At 46.2% G+C, this 26,625-nt stretch carries 28 protein-coding genes; 8 read left to right on the top strand and 20 right to left on the bottom strand.

Translation table 11 applies throughout. The features are described 5' to 3' along the window. Positions 1-121: 121 nt before the first annotated feature. A complete protein-coding gene (locus BLU98_RS16540) occupies positions 122-550 on the bottom strand; it encodes a single-stranded DNA-binding protein (RefSeq protein WP_092726916.1) in 429 nt (142 codons plus the stop codon). 166 nt (positions 551-716) lie between these two features. Between BLU98_RS16540 and mnmA the strand changes: the two genes are divergently transcribed. Further along, complete coding sequence (gene mnmA, locus BLU98_RS16535) at positions 717-1,823, top strand: tRNA 2-thiouridine(34) synthase MnmA (RefSeq protein WP_092726915.1); 1,107 nt, start codon at positions 717-719, stop codon at positions 1,821-1,823. On the opposite strand, the gene BLU98_RS16530 is transcribed toward mnmA, so the two are convergent. The 4 genes from BLU98_RS16530 to BLU98_RS16515 form a co-directional block, all read right to left on the bottom strand. Continuing rightward, the gene (locus BLU98_RS16530) at positions 1,795-2,949 is read right to left on the bottom strand and encodes an RsmB/NOP family class I SAM-dependent RNA methyltransferase (RefSeq protein WP_257575072.1); all 1,155 of its coding nucleotides are present in this window, start codon (positions 2,947-2,949) and stop codon (positions 1,795-1,797) included. The genes mnmA and BLU98_RS16530 overlap by 29 nt on opposite strands. A gap of 88 nt (positions 2,950-3,037) precedes the next feature. After that, positions 3,038-3,925, bottom strand: a complete 888-nt coding sequence (locus BLU98_RS16525; RefSeq protein ID WP_139173992.1) for a hypothetical protein — start codon at positions 3,923-3,925, stop codon at positions 3,038-3,040. Positions 3,926-4,047: 122 nt separating this feature from the next. Further along, complete coding sequence (gene odhB, locus BLU98_RS16520; protein WP_092726912.1) at positions 4,048-5,271, bottom strand: 2-oxoglutarate dehydrogenase complex dihydrolipoyllysine-residue succinyltransferase; 1,224 nt, start codon at positions 5,269-5,271, stop codon at positions 4,048-4,050. Between the two features lie 49 nt (positions 5,272-5,320). Further along, a complete protein-coding gene (locus BLU98_RS16515) occupies positions 5,321-8,065 on the bottom strand; it encodes a 2-oxoglutarate dehydrogenase E1 component (protein WP_092726911.1) in 2,745 nt (914 codons plus the stop codon). Positions 8,066-8,260: 195 nt separating this feature from the next. On the opposite strand from BLU98_RS16515, the gene rpsT reads away from it, so the two are divergent. Next, entirely contained in the window at positions 8,261-8,518 is a 258-nt protein-coding gene (gene rpsT, locus BLU98_RS16510; protein ID WP_026770674.1) for a 30S ribosomal protein S20, read from the top strand. A 57-nt stretch (positions 8,519-8,575) separates the two neighbouring features. Here the strand turns inward: rpsT and BLU98_RS16505 are convergent, their stop codons facing one another. Genes BLU98_RS16505 through BLU98_RS16495 form a run of 3 tightly spaced genes read right to left on the bottom strand, consistent with a single transcriptional unit; the run spans position 8,576 to position 11,422 of the window. Continuing rightward, the gene (locus BLU98_RS16505; protein ID WP_092726910.1) at positions 8,576-9,961 is read right to left on the bottom strand and encodes a HAMP domain-containing sensor histidine kinase; all 1,386 of its coding nucleotides are present in this window, start codon (positions 9,959-9,961) and stop codon (positions 8,576-8,578) included. A 9-nt stretch (positions 9,962-9,970) separates the two neighbouring features. Then, complete coding sequence (locus tag BLU98_RS16500) at positions 9,971-10,651, bottom strand: response regulator transcription factor (RefSeq protein WP_026773458.1); 681 nt, start codon at positions 10,649-10,651, stop codon at positions 9,971-9,973. Between the two features lie 45 nt (positions 10,652-10,696). Then, positions 10,697-11,422, bottom strand: coding sequence for a head GIN domain-containing protein (locus BLU98_RS16495; protein ID WP_092726909.1), 726 nt, complete (start codon positions 11,420-11,422; stop codon positions 10,697-10,699). A 113-nt stretch (positions 11,423-11,535) separates the two neighbouring features. Between BLU98_RS16495 and guaA the strand changes: the two genes are divergently transcribed. The 3 genes from guaA to BLU98_RS16480 are packed head-to-tail and all read left to right on the top strand — an operon-like array spanning position 11,536 to position 15,200. After that, positions 11,536-13,071 (top strand): glutamine-hydrolyzing GMP synthase, encoded by a 1,536-nt coding sequence (guaA, locus tag BLU98_RS16490; RefSeq protein WP_092726908.1) that lies wholly within the window; start codon positions 11,536-11,538, stop codon positions 13,069-13,071. A 32-nt stretch (positions 13,072-13,103) separates the two neighbouring features. Continuing rightward, the gene (locus BLU98_RS16485; protein WP_092726907.1) at positions 13,104-14,291 is read left to right on the top strand and encodes a hypothetical protein; all 1,188 of its coding nucleotides are present in this window, start codon (positions 13,104-13,106) and stop codon (positions 14,289-14,291) included. Between the two features lie 3 nt (positions 14,292-14,294). Continuing rightward, positions 14,295-15,200: a histone deacetylase family protein gene (locus tag BLU98_RS16480; RefSeq protein WP_092726906.1), complete on the top strand. Its 906-nt coding sequence runs from the start codon at positions 14,295-14,297 to the stop codon at positions 15,198-15,200. 51 nt (positions 15,201-15,251) lie between these two features. Here the strand turns inward: BLU98_RS16480 and BLU98_RS16475 are convergent, their stop codons facing one another. Next, a complete protein-coding gene (locus BLU98_RS16475; RefSeq protein ID WP_092726905.1) occupies positions 15,252-16,004 on the bottom strand; it encodes a LexA family transcriptional regulator in 753 nt (250 codons plus the stop codon). 79 nt (positions 16,005-16,083) lie between these two features. On the opposite strand from BLU98_RS16475, the gene surE reads away from it, so the two are divergent. Further along, entirely contained in the window at positions 16,084-17,025 is a 942-nt protein-coding gene (gene surE / locus BLU98_RS16470) for a 5'/3'-nucleotidase SurE (protein WP_257575071.1), read from the top strand. Then, positions 17,025-17,318 carry a hypothetical protein gene (locus tag BLU98_RS16465; protein ID WP_092726904.1) on the top strand — a complete coding sequence of 98 codons (294 nt, stop codon included), beginning with the start codon at positions 17,025-17,027 and terminating at the stop codon, positions 17,316-17,318. Before surE ends, BLU98_RS16465 begins: the two co-directional genes overlap by 1 nt. Before the next feature lie 95 nt (positions 17,319-17,413). Here BLU98_RS16465 and dnaJ read toward each other — a convergent pair whose 3' ends face one another. After that, complete coding sequence (dnaJ, locus tag BLU98_RS16460; protein ID WP_092726903.1) at positions 17,414-18,583, bottom strand: molecular chaperone DnaJ; 1,170 nt, start codon at positions 18,581-18,583, stop codon at positions 17,414-17,416. A gap of 7 nt (positions 18,584-18,590) precedes the next feature. Next, complete coding sequence (locus tag BLU98_RS16455; RefSeq protein WP_257575070.1) at positions 18,591-19,160, bottom strand: nucleotide exchange factor GrpE; 570 nt, start codon at positions 19,158-19,160, stop codon at positions 18,591-18,593. Positions 19,161-19,277: 117 nt separating this feature from the next. Between BLU98_RS16455 and BLU98_RS16450 the strand changes: the two genes are divergently transcribed. Further along, positions 19,278-20,450: a class I SAM-dependent rRNA methyltransferase gene (locus BLU98_RS16450; protein ID WP_092726902.1), complete on the top strand. Its 1,173-nt coding sequence runs from the start codon at positions 19,278-19,280 to the stop codon at positions 20,448-20,450. Positions 20,451-20,470: 20 nt separating this feature from the next. Here the strand turns inward: BLU98_RS16450 and BLU98_RS16445 are convergent, their stop codons facing one another. From BLU98_RS16445 to BLU98_RS16405, 9 genes are all read right to left on the bottom strand, one after another. After that, complete coding sequence (locus tag BLU98_RS16445) at positions 20,471-20,824, bottom strand: T9SS type A sorting domain-containing protein (protein WP_092726901.1); 354 nt, start codon at positions 20,822-20,824, stop codon at positions 20,471-20,473. Between the two features lie 89 nt (positions 20,825-20,913). Continuing rightward, positions 20,914-21,387: a redoxin domain-containing protein gene (locus BLU98_RS16440; protein ID WP_092726900.1), complete on the bottom strand. Its 474-nt coding sequence runs from the start codon at positions 21,385-21,387 to the stop codon at positions 20,914-20,916. 39 nt (positions 21,388-21,426) lie between these two features. Beyond that, entirely contained in the window at positions 21,427-22,083 is a 657-nt protein-coding gene (locus BLU98_RS16435) for a 3-oxoacid CoA-transferase subunit B (RefSeq protein WP_092726899.1), read from the bottom strand. A 27-nt stretch (positions 22,084-22,110) separates the two neighbouring features. Then, a complete protein-coding gene (locus tag BLU98_RS16430) occupies positions 22,111-22,809 on the bottom strand; it encodes a CoA transferase subunit A (RefSeq protein WP_026770689.1) in 699 nt (232 codons plus the stop codon). 37 nt (positions 22,810-22,846) lie between these two features. Next, positions 22,847-23,209 carry a DUF4296 domain-containing protein gene (locus BLU98_RS16425; RefSeq protein WP_092726897.1) on the bottom strand — a complete coding sequence of 121 codons (363 nt, stop codon included), beginning with the start codon at positions 23,207-23,209 and terminating at the stop codon, positions 22,847-22,849. Beyond that, positions 23,206-24,135 (bottom strand): type IX secretion system protein PorD, encoded by a 930-nt coding sequence (porD, locus tag BLU98_RS16420; protein WP_257575069.1) that lies wholly within the window; start codon positions 24,133-24,135, stop codon positions 23,206-23,208. The genes BLU98_RS16425 and porD overlap by 4 nt, the downstream gene beginning before the upstream one ends. Continuing rightward, positions 24,122-25,324 (bottom strand): bifunctional phosphopantothenoylcysteine decarboxylase/phosphopantothenate--cysteine ligase CoaBC, encoded by a 1,203-nt coding sequence (gene coaBC / locus BLU98_RS16415; protein ID WP_092726890.1) that lies wholly within the window; start codon positions 25,322-25,324, stop codon positions 24,122-24,124. The genes porD and coaBC overlap by 14 nt, the downstream gene beginning before the upstream one ends. Positions 25,325-25,402: 78 nt before the next feature. Then, entirely contained in the window at positions 25,403-25,747 is a 345-nt protein-coding gene (locus BLU98_RS16410; RefSeq protein ID WP_037326783.1) for a DNA-directed RNA polymerase subunit omega, read from the bottom strand. After that, positions 25,716-26,540 (bottom strand): outer membrane protein assembly factor BamD, encoded by an 825-nt coding sequence (locus BLU98_RS16405; protein ID WP_092726888.1) that lies wholly within the window; start codon positions 26,538-26,540, stop codon positions 25,716-25,718. Before BLU98_RS16405 ends, BLU98_RS16410 begins: the two co-directional genes overlap by 32 nt. Between the last annotated feature and the right edge of the window lie 85 nt (positions 26,541-26,625).

The following is a 26,625-nucleotide window of genomic DNA, read 5'->3' as shown; positions in this document are numbered from 1 at the left end:
CAGGTACTTCTCAGAAAATCTAATCCCAGCTTTAAATGCCCGCTCTCCTCTCAAAATGAAAAGCCGCCTCAATTATTGTATTGAGACGGCCTCTTCATAAATATTAGCTCGTATTATCCGGTTAGAACGGCAGGTCATCGATCGGCTCGGTGATATCGCTGGCTGAAGGCGGCGCCGGTTGATTATAAGCTGGTGTATAAGCAGGCGCACCAGGCGATGCTCCTCCTTCATTTGAACGGCTGCCGAGTAACTGTACGCTCAACACACGCATGGTTAATGAAGCACCGTTGCGGCCATCCTGGGTAGTATAGGTTCTTACATCCGGTGTTCCTTCTACATATACCTGTGTTCCTTTTTTCAAATAGGGAGAGATACCGGTCCTGTCGGTCCAGTAAGCACAATCCACCCAGGTAGTCCTGTCTTTCTGATTACCCTGTGCATCTTTGAAACGTTCTGTATGCGCTACCGTAAAATTGATCACATTTTTCCCATTCACATTGTTCAGAACCGCATCCTTACCCAGGTTACCAATCACTTGAAGTTTTATCATAATAGATCTGTTTTAGTAAATATCGTGAAAAGGCGCCAACAACCCGTCAGGTAGATATCGCAAATCTTTTCCGCTATTCGAAACCCGCTGTGTATCAGCAGATAGCATCCTTAACACCCCTTTCGGTTTAGTTTTTTTAATTTTGCACGAAATTAATCAATTCATCATGAGCCGTAAAGGAAAGGTTTTAGTGGCAATGAGTGGCGGTATCGACAGTACCGTTACGGCTCTCATGTTGCATCATGAGGGATACGAAGTCGTGGGCATTACCATGAAAACATGGGATTATGCCAGCAGTGGCAGCAGTTCAAAAGAAACAGGCTGCTGTAATATCGATTCTTTTAACGACGCGCGACAGGCGGCCGTGCACCATGGTTTTCCGCATTTCATTTTAGATATCCGCGAAGAGTTCGGTGATTTCGTGATCGAAAATTTCGTGGAAGAATACCTGGCGGGCCGCACGCCCAACCCCTGTGTGATGTGCAACACCCATATCAAATGGCGGGCATTGCTGAAACGTGCCAATGCACTCGACTGCGATTTCATTGCAACCGGTCACTATGCAGAGATACGCAAGCATACCAATGATCGCTATGTGATCAGCAAAGGGAAAGACGATACCAAAGACCAGAGTTATGTGTTATGGGGGCTCGACCAGGAATTGCTGAGTCGCACCATCATGCCCCTGGGCAAATACCATAAAACAGAGATCCGCCAGATGGCCATGGATATGGGCTACCCGGAGCTCGCTAAAAAAAGCGAGAGCTACGAGATATGCTTTGTGCCGGATAACGATTACCGCGGTTTTTTGAAAAGACGGGTAGATGGACTGGAAGACCAGGTAGCAGGCGGATGGTTTGTGGACAAAGACGGAAAAAAATTAGGGCAACACAAAGGCTATCCTTTCTATACCATCGGACAACGCAAAGGATTGGATATTGCATTGGGAAAACCCATTTATGTAACGGCCATCCATCCCGACAGCAATACCGTAGTACTGGGCGACGAAGCCGACCTGGAACAAAACGATATGATCGTTGGCAAACTCAACTGGATCAAATACGATGGCATCACCGATGGCATGGAAGCCATGACGCGCATCCGTTACAAAGACAAAGGCACATTGAGCAATTTGTATAATGACGACAAAGGCATCCGTGCACGTTTTTATGAAAACGTAAAAAGCATTGCACCCGGACAAAGCGCCGTATTCTACGAAGGCAACGACGTAATTGGCGGTGGTATCATCCAGCGGGGTGAGCTCGTTTTTTAAACAGTGCCGTAAACAGTGAATCTGCTCTCCGGTCGTATCCTTTTAATAGTTCCATACTTAGCAACTCCAAAGGAAAATTTTGTTGAATGAAGGACACTTGTTCTTCATTCTCTTTTTTAAATACCGAGCAGGTAATGTACAAAAGGTATCCGTTTTCTTCCAGGTGATGTTGTGCTGTGCGAACGATCTTTTGTTGCAATGATGCATAATGATCGATCCGTTCCTGTTCAAAATAATACAATTGTTCAGGCGTTCTGCTCCAGGTACCGCTGCCACTACAAGGAACATCACAAATGATAAGACTGTATTTTTTTGCAGTTGCAACGGATTTGCCCGATGCCAGGTCTGCCACAAAAGCCTGGTACTCTTGAATCCCCGCACGTATGAATCGTTGTTTCAGGTTCTGCAGGATGGAAAGCCGGATATCGGATACGGTAAGATCGATCTTCTTCAATATATCTTTTGCCAGGATAGATTTGCCGCCGCTTGCCGCACAGCAATCCCATACAGTAGATACGTTTGCCGGAAGTTTTTCCCCCACCCTTTGTGAATTGTAATCCTGTACAACAGCTTCCTGGTCGATGGCAATAAGGGTATCGATCTTGCTGGCATTCGCAAGCCCGATGCAGTGTTCGTTCAAAGATTGAAACGCAATGGCTGCATCTTTGAGTTTTTGCGGAACAATCTTTTCATACCCGGGTCTTATTCGTAAAAAAAGAAGCGGTTGTATAAAATGAGAACACGCAAATCCATTTGCATCAATGGTCAGGCTCAATGCCTCCTGCCAGGGAAATACACTGCCTATCGAAAAAGAGGGTTCTACCGATTGCAGGTATTGGATACGGGCCGGTAATGCATCGCTCCAGTGCTCCAGCCACGGCGTTTCAAACAGATCGCTCCACACACCGGGTGAAGGTTCGCAAAGGAATAAAGCCATTTGTATCCGTTTACTTACCGGCAGGTGCAGGCTGGCATGCCCCATGCGGTAATAGCAATAACAAAGGTGACTGATGAATCTGCGATCACGGGAACCGAATTTTTTCTGAATGGCAAAATGCTGTTTCAGAAAAACAGCGAGTGGTACTGTACCATCATACAGACCAATGATCGTTTCGGCCGATCGCATATATTGATGCGCATATTTCATCCGGTTGTAAAAATAATGCCGCTGCGGGTAACAGCGGCATCAATACTGTAACAAAGCAGGGAAAATCCTATTTGTAATAATATTTGATGGAACTATTGCCTATCAACGAACTCACCACATCTCCCGATGCCGGTTTATTATTCGCATTATACTGATACGTAATCGTACTAACCTGGCTGGGATAAGAAGTTAATACAGCATTGGCATCAATAGCCATCCGGGTAATATTGTTCCTGCCGGTACTTTGTCCGTCTCCACCTTCTATCAATCCTTCATTACCCATTTGCAATGGGTTGATCTTATCATCGGCCGTGAAAGTAAATGTGAGCAAGGAGGTCATGGCACCCGAGCCCGAAGGGTCGGGCATATAGGTTTTCATTTGCGTGATGTTCCCATTGGTATCGTAACTGTAGGTTTTTTTGGCGGTGAGCACATTCATCACGCCATTCAATGATAAATAGGTGTCCATTTCAGTGATCCGGTCATTGGTATATGTGTAGGCACTGCTGTCGGCTGAAGTAACGCCTTGTACGCTAAGACTCGAAAAGGTATAATCGAACTGTGTACTGGTAGCCGAAGGATAATGCATGTAGATGATGGTACTGTCGGGGCCGTTCAAGGTAGTGCCGCTGCCCTGGCTTCCCCATTTAAAATTGGCTACTATTTTTACGATCCTGCCAAGGCTGTCGCGCACCATGCGTCGTACCTGCGTGCCGCCGTCGGGCTCTGCATTGTCGACCTTTATGTTGATGAGCCGGCCATTTGCATCGTAGTCATAATGCCGGGTAGTGATGCCCTTTCTTCCGGTAACGTCTACCTTCATCAGAGCACCGGTAGTATTTTGGTTTCCGGATGCGGAATCGGCGCCCTTGGCCATCTTCAGCTCAAATTGCTTTTCGCAGGAGCTGAGTATTGTGCACAGGAGCAAGCCGTAGGTGAGTAACGGTAGCTTCATAGAATAGGATTTATGTACTGCAATTTATATCGTTATTAATAAAATATTTGTAGGTGAATAACTACAACAAAAGGGGCTCCTTGCGGAGCCCCTTTCAAACTATCGTATTGATTATCTTATCCTTATACTTCCAGTAATGTCTTAACGGGGTCTTTGCCGAACAATAACAATTCAGGATTTTCCAGCAGTTCTTTTACGCGAACCAGGAAGCTAACGCTCTCACGTCCGTCAACGATGCGGTGGTCATAACTCAGCGCAATGTACATCATGGGACGTATCACTACCTGCCCGTTGATGGCCATGGGCCTGTCCTGTATCTTGTGCATGCCCAGGATGGCACTTTGTGGTATGTTGATGATGGGTGTGCTCATAAGGCTTCCGAATACACCGCCATTGGTAATGGTGAAAGTACCACCCTGCAAGTCCTCGGCAGTCAGTTTACTGTCTCTAGCTTTACCAGCAAGCTCTACCACTTTTCTTTCGATCTCTGCCATACCCAGGCTTTCCACGCTGCGGATCACAGGTACTGTTAATCCGCGCGGTGTACTTACTGCAATACTGATATCGGCATAATCATGGTAGATCAACTGATCACCATCGATATAAGCATTCACAGAAGGCCATTCACCCAACGCAATGGCACAGGCTTTGGCAAAGAAGCTCATGAAGCCCAGGTTCACACCATGCACTTCTTTGAACTTGTCTTTGTATTGTTTGCGCACTTCCATGACCCTGGCCATATCCACTTCATTGAAAGTGGTGAGCATTGCCGTCGTATTCTTGGCTTCCACCAGCCTGCGGCTGATGGTCTTGCGTAAATTGCTCATTTTCTCCTGGCGTACATTGCGGGAGAACAATGCATCGCCGTCGAATGATTTGCGGCCGGGATTGTTCAATGCTTCCAGCACATCGTGCTTCATGATCTTTCCGCCAACACCGGAGGGTGTAATGGCGGAAGGATTTACTTTTTTATCTGCTATGATCGCCGATGCTACCGGTGTAGCTTTCACTTCGGATGCTCTGGCTGCAGGAGCCGGTTCAGCGCTTACTGCTTTAGCAGGCGCAGCAGCAGGTTTCTCTGCAACGGGAGCAGCCGCTGTTGCAGGCTTGGCAGCTGTTTCGTCGATCTCAGCCAGCACATCCCCAATGTTCAGCGTTTCGCCTTCTTTCCATTTTGTAGTAAGCACACCCGCTTTCTCAGCATTCACTTCAAAAGTAGCTTTCTCACTTTCCAGTTCCGCGATCACTTCATCGCGCTCCACCCACTCACCGTCCTTCTTCGTCCACTTTAAAAGCGTCACTTCACTGATTGATTCTCCTACCGTTGGAACTTTTATTTCGATCATATATCTGTTTTATTATCTGTGGTTTGATGGTCTGCGGTTGATCTTATTATCAGATGCCGAATGCCGTATCGATGATCTCCGATTGCTCCTGGGCATGCACTTTAGCATATCCTGTTGCAGTGGCTGCGCTGGCATTGCGACTGATCACACCAAAATTGATGTTCTTCAGGTTCATCTGCAGGAAACTGGCGGCTCCCATATTCAGCGGTTCTTCCTGTACCCAGAACCAGGTGGCTTTGCTGTACTTCTTGTACAGCGCATCAATCTGGCGGTAAGGCAGCGGGTACAACTGTTCCAGTCTTACAATAGCGATATCGTTCCTGTTGTCTTTCTGTTGCTTGTCGGCCAGTTCAAAATAAAGTTTGCCGGAGCACAACAATACTTTCTTCACCTGTGTAGCATCTTTTACAAATGCATCATCGATCAGTTCCCTGAATCCGCCGGTGGTAAATTCGCTGACGGGACTATAAGTGCCCGGATTACGCAGGTTGGCTTTGGGTGAGAAATTGATCAGCGGCTTGCGGAATGGCCAGGTAAGCTGGCGCCTGAATGCATGGAAAAGATTGGAAGAGCTCGTGATATTGGTTACCACCAAATTCAGTTCGGCGCACATTTGCAGGAAACGTTCCATGCGCGCACTGCTGTGCTCAGGGCCTTGTCCTTCGTATCCATGCGGCAACAACATCACCACACCGTTCTGCCGCTGCCATTTTTGTTCGCCTGCTGCAATGAACTGGTCGATCAGGGTTTGTGCACCATTGCAAAAATCTCCGAACTGCGCTTCCCATATCACTAATGCATTGGGATTGGCCATGGCATAACCATATTCAAAACCCAATACCCCATATTCGCTCAGCAAAGAATTATAGATGCGGAATGCCGCCTGCTTTTCCTGGAGATGGTCGAGCCGGTTGTATTCAGCATTGGTGTTTTCATCGCGCAATACTGCATGCCGGTGACTGAAAGTGCCGCGCTTCACATCCTGTCCGCTCATGCGCACAATATTTCCTTCGCAGAGAATGGATCCATAAGCCATCAGTTCGGCCGTAGCCCAGTCGATCTTTTGTTCTGTTTCCAGCAGCTTGATCTTATCCTGCAATAATTTTTCTACTTTTTTCAATGGCTGAAAATCAGACGGCCATTTCATGAGGCCGTTGAAAAGCGAGCGCACTTCTTCTTCACTGATACTGGTAGCGGGTGAAGCAACAAAATCTTCTTCTGTTGCTTTGCGAAGGCTTTTCCATACCAGTTCGGGCTGTTGGTATTTGTAAGGCAGCGGATGCTGTTTCACTTCATCCAGTCTTTCCTGGAGATCGGCCCAGAATTTCTTTTCCATTTCCTTAGCCAGTTGCTGTGCATCGGCTTCGCCATTCTCCATGAGGTATTGCGTATAGATCTCCCGTGGGTTCGGGTGTTTGTCGATCAATGCATAGAGCTGTGGCTGCGTATATTTAGGGTCGTCTCCTTCGTTGTGTCCGTGTTTGCGATAGCAAACCATATCGATGAAAATATCGCTGTTGAATTCCTGGCGATAGCGTGTGGCGATCTCTGCACATTTAACAGCTGCTTCCGCATCATCGCCATTCACGTGCAATACCGGCGCCTGTATCATGGCCGCTGCAGAAGTACAATAATCGGCACTCCTTGCATCATCAAAATCTGTGGTGAAACCGATCTGGTTATTGATCACGAAGTGAATGGTACCGCCTGTATAATAACCGGCCAGGTTGCTCATCTGCAACACTTCGTACACAATGCCCTGTCCGGCTACAGATGCATCTCCATGCACCAGTATGGGTAATATCCTGTCGAAATCGCTTCCGTACAATACATCTGCTTTCGCCCTTGCAAAACCCACCACCACCGGATCTACGGCTTCGAGGTGCGAAGGGTTGGGCATCAGTTTGAGGTGAATATGTTTGTCATCTGCTGTTTGCACTTCACTGCCATACCCCATGTGGTATTTCACATCGCCGCTACCCATGGTCTGGTCGATATCAGCCGTTCCTTCAAATTCACTGAATATCTGCTCATAAGTTTTACCCATCACATTGGCCAATACGTTGAGGCGGCCGCGGTGTGCCATGCCAATGACCACTTCCTGCACATCATTGTTACCGGCTACATTGATGATGGCATCCAGTGCAGCAATGGTGGTTTCTCCTCCTTCCAGTGAAAAACGTTTCTGGCCAATGTATTTGGTGTGAAGGAATTTTTCGAACATCACACCCTGGTTTAGTTTTTCCAGTATGCGTTTCTTTTGTGTGATGGGAACGGGCGTATTGAATTTACGCTCCATCTCGTTGGTGAGCCAGTCGATCTTTTTCTGATCGCTGATGTATTTGAACTCAATACCTACTTTATCGGCATAACATTTCTGCAAATGATCGAGGATATTGCGCAGGCTGGTGGCGCCGAGGCCAATGAGATTGCCTGCCTGGTAAACCGTATCCAGATCGGCATCGGAAAGTCCGAAGAAAGACAGTTCCAGGTTGGCGCCGCGGTCTTTACGCGGACGTATGGGGTTGGTCTTGGCCAGCAGGTGGCCTTTATTGCGGTAGCCCAGGATCAGGCGGTATACCCTGATTTCCTTCATCCAGTCGATCGCCGCCGTTGCAGCAACAGCGGTTTGTCCGTTTACCGCTGCGCCCGCATGATTGGCAACAGCAAAATCAAACCCTTCAAAAAATTTACGCAGATCCTGATCAATCCCTGCCGGGTTCTTCACAAATTCCTGGTACAAACTTTCGATAAAGGCCGGATGGGAATTGGTGATATACGAAAAATCCTTCATTTGACTAGATTATTCAGCTTTTTGTTGAAATTGAGGGCAAATATCGGTCATTAGCCGCATAAAATACGGCTAATTTTCACCATTTTAGATGGCTTTTATGCCATCTCGGTGAAAATGGATTTTTCAGTTTTTTTGCCGAAAATTTCCCTGTTTGATTCCTATACCTTACCTTTGCCGTCCTGAAAAAAACAGAACATGGCAAATCATTCAGCTACCAAGAAAGATGTGAGACAAGCTGCTAAGCGTCGCGATCGTAACCGTTACTATGGCAAAACTACCCGTAATGCCATCCGCGGTCTGAAAGCGAACACCGACCAAAAGGCCTATACCGAGCAGTTGCCTGACGTTGTTTCTATGATCGACAAGTTGGCTAAGCGTGGTATCATCCACAAAAATAAAGCTGCCAACCTGAAGAGCAAACTGGCTAAAAAGGCAAATAAAGCTACAGCGTAAGCTTTATCTATAGCTTTCCGATAAATCATTGCAAGCCAACCGGTAGCCGGTTGGCTTTTATATTATGTAATGATGATCCTCCACTTTGGGTAAGCGCACGGTAAAACGGTTCGTATCATCGTACAGGGCCGTATAAGTGATGGTTCCATGATGCACGGTAAGGATACGTTGCACAATGGAAAGTCCCAATCCAAAACCCTTGGTCATCGCAGCATTCTCACCACGGAAAAACGGTCCCATGATCTTTTCTGCCTCTTCGGGCGAGAGGTGCACGCCCCTATTATCGAAATACACTTCCACATGACGATGGTGTATGTCGATGCCAATATTTATTTTTTTGTCGAATGAATAGTTGTAAGCATTCTTGAGCAGGTTAGCGAAAACCGATGTCAACAGGGAATCGTTACCCGCTACCAGGCAATCATGGTCCGATTCCGGTTGTTTCACAAAGAATACGGTTACCGCTATGTCGGGATATATTTTTTTCATGCTGCTGATGGATTCATACAGCAACTCATCTATGCGCAGCCAGGGCCAGTCGGACTGAAAATTCAGCTGCCCGTATTGTGAAAGCAATAAGAGTGAATTCGTCAACTCTATCAGGCATTGTTCGTCTTCTTTAAGCGAATACAGCACTTCCCTGTATTCTTCTTCCCCCAGGTTTTTCCTGAGGGCCAACTCTGTTTGAGCGAGCATGGAAGCCAAGGGAGTGCGTAATTCGTGAGAAGCCTGTTGTACAAAATTCTTCTGCACTGCAAATGCTTTGTGTAATCTTTCCAACATCTCATTGAAATTGCGGGCGATCTCGTTGATCTCTTCATACCTGCCATCTTCGGATACCCTTTCAGTCAGGTTCTGTTCGCTGATGAAAGCCATTTGGTTACTCAACATAGTGAGTGGCTTCACTGCTTCTCCTACATACGCGAAAGAAAAAACAGAAGTAAGTAACAAGGCCCCAATGCAAACCGATGCCAGTATGATCTTCAGGTTGTTCAACTTGCTCAGTCCCGGCAGATCATATCCCGATGACAAAACATAATAATGCGTCTCAGGTATATACAACCAAACCTTTTGCACATTTTCGTTTTCCTGCCTCCACTCTTTCAGGTTTTTTATGTTCTTCATCATGCCATTGTCCATCAATTCATGCACGGTATCCGGCAGTTTGTTCAATACACCACCCGTTGAATCATATATAACCAGTTTTTCATCATAGGAAGTATTGCTGTGCAATGCTTTCTTCAGCATCACAATGGCAGCTTCACCGGGCGCCTTGATCTCAGCAACTATATCATGGAACTCCAGGCCGTCTTTTTTTAATCGCTCAAAAAAATCTTCCCGCCGGTAGCCCGAATCCAAGATGAAAATGGCCGTAGATGTAATGATCAGAACGATGGCAACAAAAAAAGTGAGCAGCAGTGCAAACCGTAACTTGAGGTTCATGCTCCGGGTTTATTTGATGTAATATCCGAACCCTGGCTTGGTATAGATCAGTTTCTGTTCAAAAGGCTTGTCAATCTTATTCCGTAAAAAGCTGATGTAGACTTCAATGGTATTAGTACCGGTGTCAAAACTCATGTCCCATACTTTCGAAAGAATCTCCTGTTTGGAAATCACTTTTTCTTTATTAGATGCCAGCAAAACCAACAGAGTAAATTCTTTCGCCGTGAGGGAAATATCGGTGCCGTTTCTTTTCACCGATTTGTCCCAAAGGTCTATCACCAGGTCATGCACAACTATTTTTTCTGCTTTCCGGGGTTTTTCAGAACGTTTGAGAAATACTTTGATGCGTGCAAACAGTTCATCGAAATGAAAAGGCTTTACAATATAATCATCTGCACCCAATTCAAAAGCCGTTACCTTATCACTGATCTGACCTGCTGCAGTGAGCATCACAATCGGCACTTTCTGGTTGTGTTTCCTGAATTCCCTGCAAAGGGCAAATCCATCTTTATAGGGCAGGTTGATGTCGAGCAACACCAAAGAAAAAGCCTGTTTTTTAAACATTTTTTCAGCTTCTTTCCCATTGGTGGCCACCTCTACCTCATATCCCTGCCGAACTAGTTCATCCTGAATGGCTTTGCCTAATTTGATCTCATCCTCAACCAGTAAAATGCTGTGCACGTTTTCCATTACTTTCAGTGAATTTTCAACCTAAAATAATGAAAAAATAATGGTTTAGTCAATTTTATGTACGCTGCCCGTGCCAGAAATGCTTTGTGTAATAGAAGCTGCTCCTTTATAATATACCGATCCGATACCCGATACATGTATATCCAGGTCTTTATCGGCAAAAACCTTTGCATTGCCTGCTCCTGATATCCGCACTTTCACAGATTCAGCCTTCAGGTCTTCACCTTTGTAACTGCCGATGCCACTGATCCGGACCTGCTCATTCCTGGTTTCGCCCGACAAGGTAACAGAGCCACTGCCGCTGATCTCGGCTTCTACCTCGGGGGTATTCACGTCGAGGTTCATGTTGCCGATACCCGATACTTTCACTTTTAGTTTATCGGCCCCGGTGAACTTACCCTTTCCTGTAATATTGCCGCTTCCGGATAAACGCAGTTCTTCCAACCGGTCGGTAGTGATATATACCTTGATGCCCGCTGAGTGGCCAATATATATATGGTCTCTCAATTCCAAGAGCAGGAACCCATCTTCCATGCGGGTGACCACATAAGGCAGTATGTTATCGTCTGCCTCCACTTTTACAGAAGTAGTGGGACCTTTGGTGATTTCCACATCGAATATCGATCCCAGTCTTATTTTTTCTGCATGCTCAATGGGACGCGTTTCCGTTACCCTGTTCCCGCTTCCTTCGATGCGTTTGAAATGTATCCAGTTACAGGCGCTGAAACACAAGGCCGTCACCAACATCAATATAGGTATAATATATTTCATATTATTTGTTTGAAATTAAAGATAGCCAAAAGAAAAGACCCTGTCCTACCGTTCCTGTGCATTTGTGACCATTGATCAGTTAAGGCCCGTGAAATTTCAATACCTTCGCAGCCATGACGGAAAAGATACTCATCCTCGACTTCGGAAGTCAGTATACCCAGTTAATAGCCCGCGCGGTAAGAGAAGCCAATGTTTATTGTGAGATCATACCTTATCACCAGTCTTTTACATTTGAAGACGGGTTAAAAGGCATTATCCTCAGCGGCTCTCCTTTCAGTGTGAACGAAGAAAAAGCGCCTGCGGTAGATATTGCCGCTTTTATACAGCGCCTGCCGGTACTGGGTATTTGCTATGGCGCCCAGCTAACGGCGAAGTGTTTTGGCGGAAGGGTTGACAAATCGAACAAACGGGAATACGGCCGCGCCAGGCTGCAACGCCAGAAAGACGATGTGTTGCTGAAAGACATCAGCGACGGTTCCCAGGTATGGATGAGTCACAGCGATTCCATTGTAGCGCTTCCGGAAGGTTTTGAAATACTGGCTACAACGGAAAGCATTCCTGTTGCCGCTTTCCGCAAAACCGGCAACGATACCCATCCGCTCTACGGCATTCAGTTTCACCCCGAAGTATATCATTCCACAGAAGGCAAGAAGGTATTGAAGAATTTCCTGGTACAGATCTGCGGTTGTAAGCAGGATTGGACACCCGCTTCTTTCGTGACTGAAACCGTAGCCCATCTCAAACAACAGATCGGCGATCATCAGGTGATCATGGCGCTCAGCGGCGGGGTTGACAGTACCGTAGCTGCCACCCTGATACACAAAGCCATTGGCGACAGGTTGCACGGCATTTTCGTTGACAACGGTGTATTACGCAAAGATGAGTTTGAAAAAGTGCTGCATACTTATCGCCAGTTGGGTTTGAATGTAAAAGGCGTTGACGCCAAAGGATTGTTTTATGGCGAGTTGAAGGGTAAAACCGATCCCGAAGCCAAGCGCAAAGTGATCGGAAAATTGTTCATCGATGTATTCCAGGAAGAATCTCAACAGATAGCAGGGGTGAAATTCCTGGGGCAAGGCACTATTTATCCCGATGTTATTGAAAGTGTAAGTGTGCATGGCCCTTCGCAAACCATCAAATCGCACCACAATGTAGGAGGCTTACCTGATACCATGCACCTTGAACTGGTAGAGCCGTTGCGTTTCCTGTTCAAGGATGAGGTAAGGAAAGTGGGATTGGAACTGGGTATACCTGCCGATATGATCAACCGCCATCCTTTCCCCGGACCGGGTCTTGCAATCCGCATCCTGGGTGAAGTAACCGAAGAGAAAGTGCAACTTCTGCAAGCCGCAGATGATATTTATATACAGGAACTGAAAAAGCACAACCTTTATAGTACCGTATGGCAGGCCGGCACTATTTTATTACCTGTGAAAAGTGTGGGTGTGATGGGTGATGAAAGAACCTATGAATATACTGTTGCACTTCGCGCCGTTACTTCAGTGGATGGCATGACGGCCGACTGGGCACACCTCCCTTATGAATTCCTGGCCCATATTTCGAATGAGATCATCAACAATGTAAGGGGTATCAACCGGGTAGTATACGATATCAGCAGTAAGCCGCCGGCTACAATTGAATGGGAATAGTTTTTTTAGTACATTGAAGCAAATATGACGGTATGCACTATTGGAAAAAGTATGCTTGTCTGTTTACCTGTTACTGTTGTTTTCTTTTTTCGGCGATTGCCCAGGATACTGCTATACGGCAGCCTTTGAAGATTGCTGTGTTCGCCCCCGTGTACCTCGATTCTGCTTTCAAAGGCAACGACTACAAACTGAGCAATACCAACAGCCTCCCGCGCTATATGTTGCCAGGCCTCGATTTTTACAATGGTGTGTTATTGGCCATAGATTCCCTGCAAGCCGAACACGCGCAACTGGAAGTATTATTTTACGACAGCAAAAGCTTAACCCAACCGTTGCCACAAGTGCTGCTAAAACCGGAGCTGAACGGGGTATCGCTGCTCATCGCTTCTTTCAATACACGCAACGAGATCAAGCTCCTGGCCGATTTTGCGCTCAATAAAAACATCCCGCTTATTTCCGCCACCTATCCCAACGATGGTGGCATTACTGCCAATCCATTCTTTGTACTGGTAAATCCCACACTGCCTACACACTGTGCCGGCCTGTATCATTACCTGCAAAGAATATATCCTACCAACAGCATGGTCATGTTCAGGAGAAAGGGCCTGTTTGAAGACATGATCCAGTCCGAGTTCAACACTGCAAGCCAGCAAACAGCCGGTGTTCCGCTCAGGATCAAAACTGTTGAACTGCCCGATACTTTTAACGTGAAACAGGTGACGGGTTATCTCGACAGTACAAAGCAAAACATTGTGATCTGCGGTACCCTGAATGAAGCATTCGGTGTTAACCTGGTAAGGGCATTGGATGAATCGAAAAACTTCCCTTCTGTAGCCATCGGGATGCCTACCTGGGATGCATTAAAAGAATTGGACCGGATGAATACCGAGATCGTATACTCTACTCCTTTCACTTATAATTACCTGCGTAAGGACAAAACAGGACAGCAATTGGTTACCAAATACAGGGCGAGATTCCAGGCAAGGCCCAGCGATATGGCTTTCAAAGGCTTTGAAGCCCTTTATCATTTTGGTAAATTATTGCTCAGGCACAACAATGGTCTGATCAATCATCTTTCCGATAAAGATTTTCATTTATTCAACGACTTCGACTTTCAACCCATTCGTTTGAGCAAAGAACATCTGTTACCCGATTACCTGGAAAACAAGAAATTGTATTTTATCCGCAAGGCAGGCGGACAGCTAAAATCGTTGAACTGATCGATGTTGTACATTGCCTATGCTCCTTTGTATGCACATCCCTTACCTGAGGGGCATCGTTTTCCTATGCTTAAATACGAACTCATTCCCGCGCAATTATTGCATGAAGGAGTGATCGCAAAGGAAAACCTCTTCGAACCATTTGCCTGTAACGAAGACACCGTGTTGCTGACACACCAGAAAGCGTACTTGGAAAAACTGTTGCATCAAACACTCTCCGCTTCAGAGCAAAGAAAGATCGGCTTCCCTCAATCGCCTGCCCTTACGCAACGGGAGTTGATCATAGCACAGGGCACCATTGATTGTTGCCGTTATGCCAGGCAGTATGGTGTTGCATTGAATGTGGCCGGCGGAACGCACCACGCTTTCGCCGACCGGAGTGAAGGTTTTTGTTTACTGAATGATATGGCTATTGCTGCTAATTATTTGCTGCATCACCAACTGGCCAGTCAAATATTGATCATCGATCTCGATGTACACCAGGGTAATGGAACAGCTAAATTATTTGAGAAAGAACCTCGTGTATTTACTTTCAGCATGCATGGCCAGCACAATTATCCTTTCCACAAAGAACAATCAGACCTCGACATTCCTTTAAAAGACGGTACCGGTGAACAGGAATACCTGCAAATATTGTCTCATACCCTGCCTGTACTGCTGGAAAAAGTGCAACCCGATTTCGCTTTCTTTTTATCGGGCGTAGACATACTGGACACAGACAAATTCGGTAAACTGAAAGTAAGTATCGATGGCTGTAAGAAGCGGGACGAACTGGTATTCACCGAACTCAAAAAAAGAAATATCCCTGTAACCGTAGCCATGGGTGGTGGCTATTCCCCCGATATCAAAGCTATTGTAACAGCGCATTGCAATACTTTCAAAGCTGCAAAAGACATCTTCAATCTCTGAAGAATCTCCTCTGCATTAAGCCATTGCGTATTGAACCATCGAGCTATTCAATCAGTTGAGCTTTCGTTTGAGCGTACTCACCTGCTCCTGGAGATTATTAACCATACCGGCCAGTTGATTCACATCCCAACGCGGCGTGGTATTGGCTTTTTGCATGATGTACACCGCTTTCCAAACTTCCAGCACATCTTCCGTACTCACGTTGTAAGGTTCGTATTGCGGATTATCGCTGATGAGGGTAAGCTTGTTCCGGAGGCGGTTATTCTTCATGATGCGCTTATACACCACGCCATCATTTTTTGAAAGCACTACATAAGTATTACTGTTCTTCACTTCTTCCAGGTCATCCACCTTCTCTCCTACAATTACGCTACCACTGGGGGTGGGCAACATACTGTCTCCAATGATTTCAAAAGCACGATACTGTCCGGGAGCCAGCATAGGCAGGGTAAATGTATTCAGCTCATCTAAAAATTCCGGATCAGCATAACCGGTCATATAGCCCGCCGCCGCCTTCACCGGCACAAAGCTGATCTGGGTAACTTCTGAAACCATCTTAAGCTGCCTTCTCTTCTCCAAATAGCTGGCACCCTGCGGCTCGGCCAGGTCTTTGAATAAAAGGTCTTCCAAACCCAGCTTGAAAATATTGCAGACCACTTCCATTACTTCCAGGCGCGGCTCAGCACGTTCTTCTTCATAAGCGCCTACCAGCGATCTTTTGATCTTGAGTTTATTGGCAAACTCTTCCTGTGTCCAGCCACGCAGCTTGCGCAGGTAGCGTAAATTCTTTCCGGCGTTTGACATAGCTAACTGATTTAGTGCAAAATACTAATATTTTTAGCTTTGCCAAAATTTTCTGCGACTTTTTTTTAAAATTTAAAATGTGGACAGGCTGTTCCCCTACTTTCTTTTTTGCAGCGCCAACAGTTCTCATAAGGTAAGTAAAAGTGACCAGCAAATCTTTGGGTATACCAACCACAATGCTTCCATTATAAATGTAGTTGATATTGCTCTTGCTTATCTTTACAGCATGGTTAAAAAAACGCGTTCGAAGTCATCCCTTCCCATCATATTGGTTACCAACGACGATGGCATTGCGGCACCCGGTATCCGGGCATTGGTAGAATCTGTAGTAGGATTAGGTAAAGTAGTAGTAGTGGCTCCTGATAAGCCGCAGAGTGGTATGGGGCACGCCATCACCATTGGTCATCCGCTGCGCCTGCAGAAAGTGAACCAGTTCGGAGATATAGAAGCTTATAGTTGCAGCGGCACACCGGTTGACTGTGTAAAGCTGGCAGTTGATAAAATTATACACCGCAAACCCGATCTCTGTATCAGCGGCATCAACCACGGCGCCAATCATTCCATCAACGTGATCTATTCTGGTACCATGTCTGCCGCACTGGAAGCAGCCATTGAAAGCATCCCCAGTATTGGCTTCAGCCTGCTCGATTACAGCATCGAAGCCGATTTTTCGGCATCCCAGCGATACGCCCGTATGATCGTTGAAAAAGTATTGAACGGTAAACAGCACGATAAACACCTTTGCCTCAACGTTAATTTCCCCGCCGTTACTGAAAAACTGATCAAAGGAGTAAAAGTGTGCCGGCAGGCTTACGCCAAATACGAAGAGGAATTCGATGAGCGCAAAGACCCGCACGGTAAAAAATATTACTGGCTCACCGGTGAATTCCTCAACTTCGACAAAGGCAAAGACACCGATGTATGGGCGCTCAAGAATAATTATGTGAGTGTGGTTCCCGTACAGTTCGATCTCACCCACTATGAACTCAAAAAGAAACTGGAAACAAACTGGAAATTCTGATGCTCAAGAAAGACAACTTAAAATTAGGCCTGGCGCTCGGATTCATTGCTCCTGTTGCGGGACTTTTTGGTTATTACCTGGTGCGGTTCCGGCTTTTTTCTCTTAAAGATTTCTTTGAAGTATTAATGGCGCAGAAATCACTGCTCACGGCCATCATCAGCATTTCACTGATGGCAAACGCAGTGGTCTTTACATTCTATATCAACCGGCGGAAAGACAAAACAGCGAAAGGAGTGTTTGTTGCTACTTGCATTTACGCACTTATTTCGCTGTTTATTAAATGGTTCGCTTAATCGTCATCCTGAGCGAGCGAAGCGAGTCGAAGGACCTCATAAAATCTTTAGCAGATCCCTCGACTCGCTTCGCTCGCTCGGGATGACGAAGTGTTTTAATTGAAAGCTTCGCGTACCCTGTCAAAAAAACTTTTATCGCTCTTGCCGGGCTGCGGTTTGAAGTTCTCGCTCCTGCCGAGCTTCTCCAGCATTGCTTTTTCTTCATCGGTAAGTTGTTGCGGAGTCCATACATTTACTTGTATCAACTGATCACCGCGACTGTATCCCTGCACTTCCGGAAATCCTTTTCCTTTCAACCGGAATATTTTTCCGCTCTGTGTACCTGCCGGTATCTTTATTTTAGCCCTGCCGTCAATGGTAGGCACTTCCAACTGGGTACCAAATGCCGCATCCGAGAATGAAATATGCAGGTCGTATGCCACGTTGAGTCCGTCGCGCTGCAATTCCGGATGCGCTTCCTCTTCTATCTGTATGATCAGATCACCCGGTGCACCTCCACGCTCTCCTGCATTTCCTTTTCCACTCATGCTCAATTGCATGCCTTCCTGTACGCCCGCCGGTATGTCTATGCTGATGGTCTCTTCGCCGTATACCCTTCCCTCTCCTTTACAGGTACCGCATTTAGCGGTTACGGTAGTGCCTTCGCCATTACAAGTTGGACAAGTAGTTACCGTTTGCATCTGCCCCAGGAATGTGTTGGTTACTTTTCGTATCTGCCCGGTTCCGCCGCAGGTCTTACAGGTTTGCACACTGCTCTGGTCTTTGGCACCGCTGCCGCCACAGGTATTACAGGTAACATGCTTTTTCACTTTCACGTGCTTGGTAACCCCTTTGGCTATCTCTTCGTAAGTGAGTTTCATTTTGATGCGCAGGTTGGAACCCCTCACGCCTCTTGCCGAACGGCCTCCGCCTCCCCTGCTCCTGCCGGCACCTCCGAAGAAACTTCCGAACACATCCTCACTGAATACATCTCCGAACTGACTGAAAATGTCTTCCATATTCATGCCGCCGTAATGTGCGCCTCCACCGCCCGATCCGGGTGCAAATGCTGCATGTCCGAACCGGTCGTATTTTGCTTTCTTATCAGCATCACTCAACACTTCATAAGCTTCGGCTGCTTCTTTGAATTTCTCTTCTGCAGCTTTATCACCCGGGTTGCGGTCGGGATGAAATTGCATAGCCACCTTCCGATAAGCTTTCTTGATCTCATCGGCTGAAGCAGTTTTACCAACGCCCAGGATTTCGTAATAATCTCTTTTTGTCATTGCAATTCTATTTTCCTACCACCACTTTCGCAAAGCGGATGATCTTATCATTCATATAATAGCCTTTCATCACTTCATCGATCACTTTGCCTTTGAGCTCTTCAGCAGGCGCGGGGATTTCTGTAATGGCCTCGTGTTTTTCCACGTCGAAGTCCTGATGGATGCTTTCCATGGGTTTTACCCCTTTTGCCTGCAGGGTGCTGCGAAGTTTATTAAATACCAGCATAATACCCTCTTTTTGTGCAACGAGGTCTTCATTGGCCAGTAACTGTTTCTCAGCCCTGTCGCAATCGTCCAGCACATCCAGCAGGGACAATATCACGTCTTTTCCGGCAGTCTGGATCAGTTCCAACCGCTCTTTGGCTGTTCTTCTACGGAAATTGTCGAATTCGGCCATCAGGCGCAGGTATTTGTCTTTCTGCTCCTGCAGGGCGGTTTCCAGCTTCTCCGTTGCATTCTCGTCCTCTACCGGCTCATTCAGGTGTGAAGTGCCGGCTGCATTTTCGTCAGTATTGATATCCAATCTGTTGTCTTTTTCGGCAGATTCCGTTTTTTGCGTCATTTCTTGCTCTTCCATAGTATGATTACGTTATGCCGCAACTATTGTCAAAAATGTTGCCGGAGCAAAGAAAAGGAAAAAATGACAGGAATCCGGCGGCAATCATAACCCCTTCCCGGCCCTATCTTTGCGGCCATGGTAAAGGTTTATTTGAAGAAAAAAATCACTCCCCGCATTGCCGGCGGGCATCCCTGGATATTCCGCAACGAGGTAGACCGGGTGGCAGGTGAAGTAAAAGCGGGTGACATTGTGGAAGTTTCTTACAGTGACGGGAAATTCGCCGGCCGCGGCTATATCAATCCCCAGTCACAGATACTGGTACGCCTCCTGACGCGGAACCGGCAGGAAGTCATCGATGAGCAGTTTTTCCACGACAGGATAGCCCGTGCATGGTTGTACAGGCAAAAGTTGGGATATGTTGAAAACTGCCGGCTGGTATTTGGTGAGGCCGATGAACTGCCCGCCCTGGTGATCGATAAATTCAACGACTATTTTGTACTCCAGACCCTTTCTTTTGGGATGGAATGCTGGAAACCGGCCATTGTGCAGGCCCTGCAATCCATCTTCTCCCCCAAAGGCATTTATGAGCGGAATGATGTGCCCGTGCGGGAACTGGAGGGATTAAAACAACAAAAAGGATTTTTATCGGCCCCTTTCGACACCAGTATCATCATCAACGAAAACGGGCTGAAATTTCATGTAGACATTGAAAACGGGCAAAAGACCGGCTATTTCCTCGACCAGCAGGATAACCGCCGTGCCATCCAACATATTGTAAAAGGCGCTGATGTATTGGGTGCATTTACTTACACTGGCACTTTTGAGATACATGCCGCCCATTATGGGGCGAAGTCGGTACTCGGACTCGACATCTCTGAAAATGCCGTAGCGCAGGCCAACCGCAATGCCGCGCTGAACGGACTCGACAACATCTGCCGCTTCGAAGCCATGAATGCTTTCGATGTGCTGAAGCAATGGGGAAAGGAAGGCCGCCAGTACGATGTGGTCATGCTCGATCCGCCCGCGTTCACCAAGAGCCGCGAACAGATACAGAAAGCGATCACCGGTTATAAAGAGATCAACCTCAGGGGTATGAAGCTGGTCAAAAACGGCGGATTCCTGGTCACTTCCAGTTGTACCAACCTGGTGCAGCCCGACCTCTTCCTGCAAACCATTGAAATGGCGGCCAAAGACGCCCGTAAAAAGATAAGGCAGGTTACCTTTCAGGCCCAGGCCAGCGATCACCCAATTATATGGGGTGTGGAGAATACGAATTACCTGAAGTTTTTGATTGTGGAGGTTTCCTGAACGATCATCGGTTGGGTTGATTACTTATTCACCTGGAACTTACCCGATTCCACGATCCTGCTATTGGCATCCCGTAACTGGTAGATGTATAGACCGCGGAAATAGTTATCGTCGAGCGGGATGGTGATCTTACTCTCGTTAACCCTGATCTCGGTCATTTTCTTGCCAATGAAATTGTATATCTGTAATGAGTAGGATTTATCAACCGATTTGTCGAACTCAAAACTAATGACGGTAGTAGCCGGGTTGGGATAAAAGCGAATGATTTTCGCCTGAACATCAGTGAACTCAAAAGACGACTGTTCTTTGTCAGCAATGAAACTGCTGCCAAAGAACGCCATTACCAGTAAAACAACTGTGTTGAGTTTCTTCATGATCTGAGTCTATTACTAAAGTAGCAAAAACTATGCTAAAAACCATATTTAATTGATCAATGGCGTAATTTAAGTTGTTAGTTGACAACTCAATCCAGCTTCGCCAGCGCCTGTTGTATACCTTCAAAAGAAGGAAGATCTGAAGGCTTTGCACATACTTCGGCATACTGAACCGTACCTGTTTTGTCTATGAGGAAAGCGGCCCTTTTGCTAACGCCATGCATTTCAAATGCGGGGAAAGTTTCATAGAGTACTCCATAAGCGCTCGCGGCTTCTTTATTAAAATCGCTCAGTAACGGGAAGTTCAGGTTTTGCTCGGCTTTGAATTTACCCAATACAAAGAGTGAGTCAATCGATATACCCAATACCTGTGCATTTGAATTATTATAGAGTGCAATATTATCCCTGATATTACACAATTCTGCAGTGCAGGTGCTTGTGAAAGCCAGCGGGAAGAACAATACCAACACGTTCTTGTCTTTGAAATCCGATAACGATACTTTGTTCTTATCCGAATCGTACAATGCGAAATCCGGTGCTTTTTGTCCAACTTGTATATTCATAACATTGATTTGATATGCAAGTTAGCAAATCGGTCTGAACTATAACTTCATTTCAGGAACATGATCGGGTACTACTAAACGACCTGCAGTCTTCGAAACAATTTCTTCAACTGTTACACCCGGCGCTCTTTCTTTCAATAAAAATCCATCCGGGGTAATATCCAGCACGGCCAGTTCCGTTACTACTTTCTTTACACATTTTACACCGGTGAGCGGCAGTTGGCATTGTGGCAGCAACTTGCTTTCTCCTTTCGGGTTCGTATGCATCATGGCTACGATGATGTTTTGTGCACTGGCCACCAGGTCCATCGCACCGCCCATTCCTTTTACCATTTTACCGGGAATTTTCCAGTTGGCAATATCACCGCTGTCGCTCACTTCCATTGCACCCAATACAGTAAGGTCTATTTTACCTGCACGGATCATTCCAAAACTTTCGGCGCTGTCAAAAAATGCGCCGCCTGGTATTACTGTAACTGTTTCTTTGCCGGCGTTGATGAGATCGGCATCAATAGCTGCTTCTGAAGGATAAGGTCCCATGCCCAGGATACCGTTTTCACTTTGCAGGATCACGGTGATACCTTCGGGAATAAAATTAGAAACCAGTGTGGGTATGCCAATGCCCAGGTTCACATACATTCCGTCTTTCAACTCCTGTGCAATCCGTTTGGCAATATGGAATTTATCAAGCGCCATGCTCAATCGTTTTTGAATGTTGATTTTTCATCCTTGTATCTGAACCGTCTTGCGTTCTATTCTTTTTTCATAATGACTTCCCTGGAAAATGCGGTGCACATATACTCCCGCCACATGAATATGATCGGGATCCAGTTCGCCGGGCTGTACCAGCTCTTCTACTTCGGCAATAGTAATATCACCCGCTTTGGCCATTGAAGTAGAAAAATTCCTGGTTGCTTTCCTGAATACCAGGTTACCTTGCGCATCGCCTTTCCAGGCTTTGACAATGGCAAAAGACGCATGCAGTGCATGTTCCATCAGGTACATTTTGCCATTGAATTCCCTCACTTCTTTTCCTGCGGCTACTTCCGTGCCATAACCGGCAGGTGTATAAAACGCGGGGATGCCCATGCCGGCCATTTGTATGCGGGTAGCCAGGGTTCCCTGCGGAATCAGGTCCACTTCTAATTCTCCGCTGAGCAGTTGCCTTTCGAATTCTGCATTTTCGCCCACATAGCTACTCATCATTTTTTTGATCTGCTTTGTTTTCAACAGCAGGCCCAGACCAAAATCATCCACCCCTGCATTATTGGAAATACAGGTAAGTCCGGTTACTTTTTTTTTCACCAATGCTGCAATAGAATTTTCCGGGATCCCGTTCAGACCAAAACCGCCGAGCATAATGGTAGCTCCGTCGCGGATATCAAAAATGGCTTCGTCTGCATTTGCATAGACCTTGTTCATAGCGCAATCGTTAACAACCAAAGATACTGTTTAACCGCTATGGTATGGCACGCTTCTTCGACAGCTCTTGTTGTTCTTTTGTAGAAAGACTTTCTACCGAATCCAGTAATTCTTTGAGCTGCACCGGATGTGCTTCATAATAACGGTAGCTATGGTAAAATTGTTCGCGGGTGATATGGTGTATTGAGAATACCTGCTCGTACAAACGGATGTCTTCGCGGTTCTTTTGCATTGTTGAATCTTTCAAACGTTCCCTGGCAAACAACTCATCGGCTTTCATCATATCCCACACCACTTTTTTCATGGTGTTCACAGGTATCACTTTCGGTTTATTATCCGAACAGCCCGCCAGCAACAGCGCCAGGCATCCGATCAGTTGCATCACCCCGTATTTCTTCATTGCAATTCCTGTTTATAATGCGTGGCATTGACAATATCCAATGCACTCAACAATTCTATGGCTTTTGTTCTTTCTTCCGGCGTACCTTTTTTGAAAACGCCGATCAGTTCCAGGTATTTGCCCTGCAGGAAAAATTGCAGGATCATGGTATTGGGGTTTTCTTTATTGAAAGCATCCAGTTGTATCAACGACTGTAATATATTGGTTCTCGCTTCTTTTTCTTTGTCGTACAGGTTGTCGAACCCGGAACGGTAATAAGCATAGATCACATCGTGCATGATATTGTACCGGTTGTTGATGAGGTTTTCATTCAGCCAGTAACGGTTGCGAACCCCATCGAAAAGACGCCAGCCGCTGATGTTCTTGCCTTCAGGCGCATTGGTTACGATCTGTTGCGCTTTGCGGTAATACTGCTCTCCTCCTTTGGGAGAAAAAGAGTCGTAGTCGAGTCCCAGTATCGTATACGCATAATAAGCAAAGACAGCCGTGAGGTTGGCAATTGAAGCATCTGTTCCCTGCACCCTGTTCTCATTGAACTCCACCGGTTGAAATTCCACATATCGGAATGTTACTTCGGGGTCTATATAATTCACCAGCGCTGCCTGGTAAGTGGAATTATACACTGGCCTTGCCGCCTGCACCGTGAGTGTGGCTTTGTACACATTGGGCTCTGGTACATTTTCTATATTGAGGATGAAACTGCATTCTATTTTTTCAGTTTCCCTGAATACATCATTGGTCCACTTGCGGCTGTTGAGCAGTGTAGTGATCTGGTTTTGCAGGGTAGTGAATATTTTCCTGTCTACCGTAGAATTAACACGCGCCGCAATCACCGACACCCTTGCCTGTAATTCCTGTGCCGAAGCCTGCTGCAGGCACAACAGGCAAGCGAACATTATCATCCACCCTGTCTTATGGTTTCGCATGAACATGTGTTATGATGAAGGATACGATCTCTTCCGCCACTGCTTTTTTCGATTGCAGTCCGATCTTTTTTTCTTCGCCGGAGCGATGCAGGATGGTTACCTGGTTGGTATCCACTCCAAAGCCTGCCGCTTCATCGTTCAGCGAATTGAGCACGATCATATCGGCATTCTTTGTTTGCAGTTTGGCCAGTGCGTGTTCCCGTTCATTATTGGTTTCCAGTGCAAAGCCCGCAATGAATTGTCCCGCTTTTTTTTGCTTACCCAATGCCAGCAATATGTCTTCATTTTTGGTCAGCTTCAATTCCCAGTCCGCAGCATTCTTTTTGATCTTATTGCTGGCAACCGACACCGGCCTGTAATCGGCCACAGCCGCTGTCATTACGATCACCGCCGCATCGGGAGATGCAGCCATACAGGCATCATACATATCCCCGGCCGACACTACCGGTACTACATGGATACCGGCATAAGCTGTTTGCTGGTGTGTAGGTCCTGTAACAAGGGTTACCTCGGCACCCTGCATGTACAAAGCTTCTGCAATGGCAAATCCCATTTTACCGGATGAATGATTACCGATGAAACGTACCGGGTCAATCGCTTCGTAAGTGGGACCGGCAGATACCAGCGCTTTTTTGCCTTTCAATGTTTTACTGCGCAACAGGTGTTCTGCCAGGTATGCTACAATGGTCTCGGGCTCTGCCATCCTTCCATCGCCATACAACCCGCTGGCAAGCTCTCCTTTTTCCACATTGATAATGTGGTTGCCGTCTTTCACCAGCAATTCCATATTGCGCCGGGTAGCGGGATGGTGCCACATGTCTTCGTCCATGGCGGGGGCCAGTACAACAGGACAGGTAGCGGATAAATACACCGCCAACAAAGCATTGTCGCAAAGCCCCTGCGCCATCTTGGCCAGGGTATTGCAACTCAGCGGGGCCAATACGAACACATCGGCCCATCGGCCCAGCATCACGTGGTTAGACCAATCTTCACCTTCCACCAGTTCTGTTATAACATGGTTTTTGGAAAGCGTAGAAAGCACTACGGGTGATACAAATGTTTTGGCGGCAGGCGTCATCACCACTTTTACTTCCGCTCCTGCTTTTACCAGCAGGCGAACAAGTAATATGGCTTTGTAGGCTGCAATGCTGCCCGTAACGCCGATCAATATTTTTTTACCCTTGAGCATAGCTGCTATTGTACCTCAAAATAACAAAAAACGACAGTCATAATAACTGTCGTTCAATGCATTTCAGAAAGATTTATCTTATCTGAACAGGTCGTTATCGTTGTTTCTCCTGTAATACACTTTGTTCTCCATGAATTCCTGAGTAGCCAGTATGGCAGGATTGGGCATTTTTTCATACGCCCTGGATATTTCGATCTGTTCTTTGTTCTCGTGTATCTCTTCCAGGCTGTCTGTATGGCTGGCGAATTCTTCCAGTTTATTGTGCAGTTCTTCTCTCAGGGAGATATTGATCTGGTTAGCCCTCCTGGCAATGATGGCAATGGATTCATACAGGTTACCCGTTTTGGATTTGATCTCCACAAGGCTTTTGGTTTCTACAACACTGGCGGTATTAGCGCTCATTTGCCTTCTTAGCTTGCTCATTTTTGAGGTTGTTTAAAAAGTTATTTGAATGTGTTTTGTACTTGTTTACTTCTTCCGAGAATTTGCTATCGGTAAACCGATCAGTAAAATCTCTGCACTCCGATATCACTTTCTCGTAACGCTCTTTTTGTTTTTCTTCATAGCTCATCTGAGCGTATTTGTAGTACGACCGGATGGTCTGGTATTTATATTCATCTGCTTTTTTAGAATCGGGGAAATTATCCGATACATTGGCAAAAGCGATGGCTGCTGCTTTGTAATAACCGAGGTTATAATACAGTTGCGCTGCTTTGAAATCTTTTTCCTCCAGTTTAGCCCTGCACTTGTCTATGATCTCAGACGCATCTTTCACACGCGCAGAATTGGGGTGTGTATTGATGAAGACCTGCATCAGCTGCATGGTCTTGTTGGTATTGGTTTGATCCAGATCTGTTTTGGGCGATTGTTTAAAATAGCAATACGCGCGCATGTAATCACATTCTTCGCTCTTGTTGCTCGTAGGGAAATTCTCTACAAAGTTTTTGAAGAGGTTTTCTGCATTGAGGTAATCCTTATCGTAGTAATAAGAATACGCGTATTTATAATACATGTCCTCATAGCGGGCAGTTCCCTTTACATAAGGAAAAACATCTTCAAAGAGCTGCGTTGCATGACTATAGTCCTTATTGGCATAATACTGTTCCGCCATTTTGGATTTATACTCATAATCTTTGCTCTTAAAGATCTTGGAGAACTTATTGGAGCATGCGCTCAGCAACAATACAAATGCCAGTAACAGAGGGGTCCTATTCATACAAGTTGGCAAAATTAGTTATTTACGGGCAATTTATAAAGCCCCGTTCAGGTTTGGTGGCACGGGTCGTTAAGAATTAGCTAAA

It is taken from the genome of Hydrobacter penzbergensis, from assembly GCF_900106985.1.
GTDB classification, from domain to species: domain Bacteria; phylum Bacteroidota; class Bacteroidia; order Chitinophagales; family Chitinophagaceae; genus Sediminibacterium; species Sediminibacterium magnilacihabitans.
This window is presented reverse-complemented; position numbering and strand designations above follow the sequence as displayed.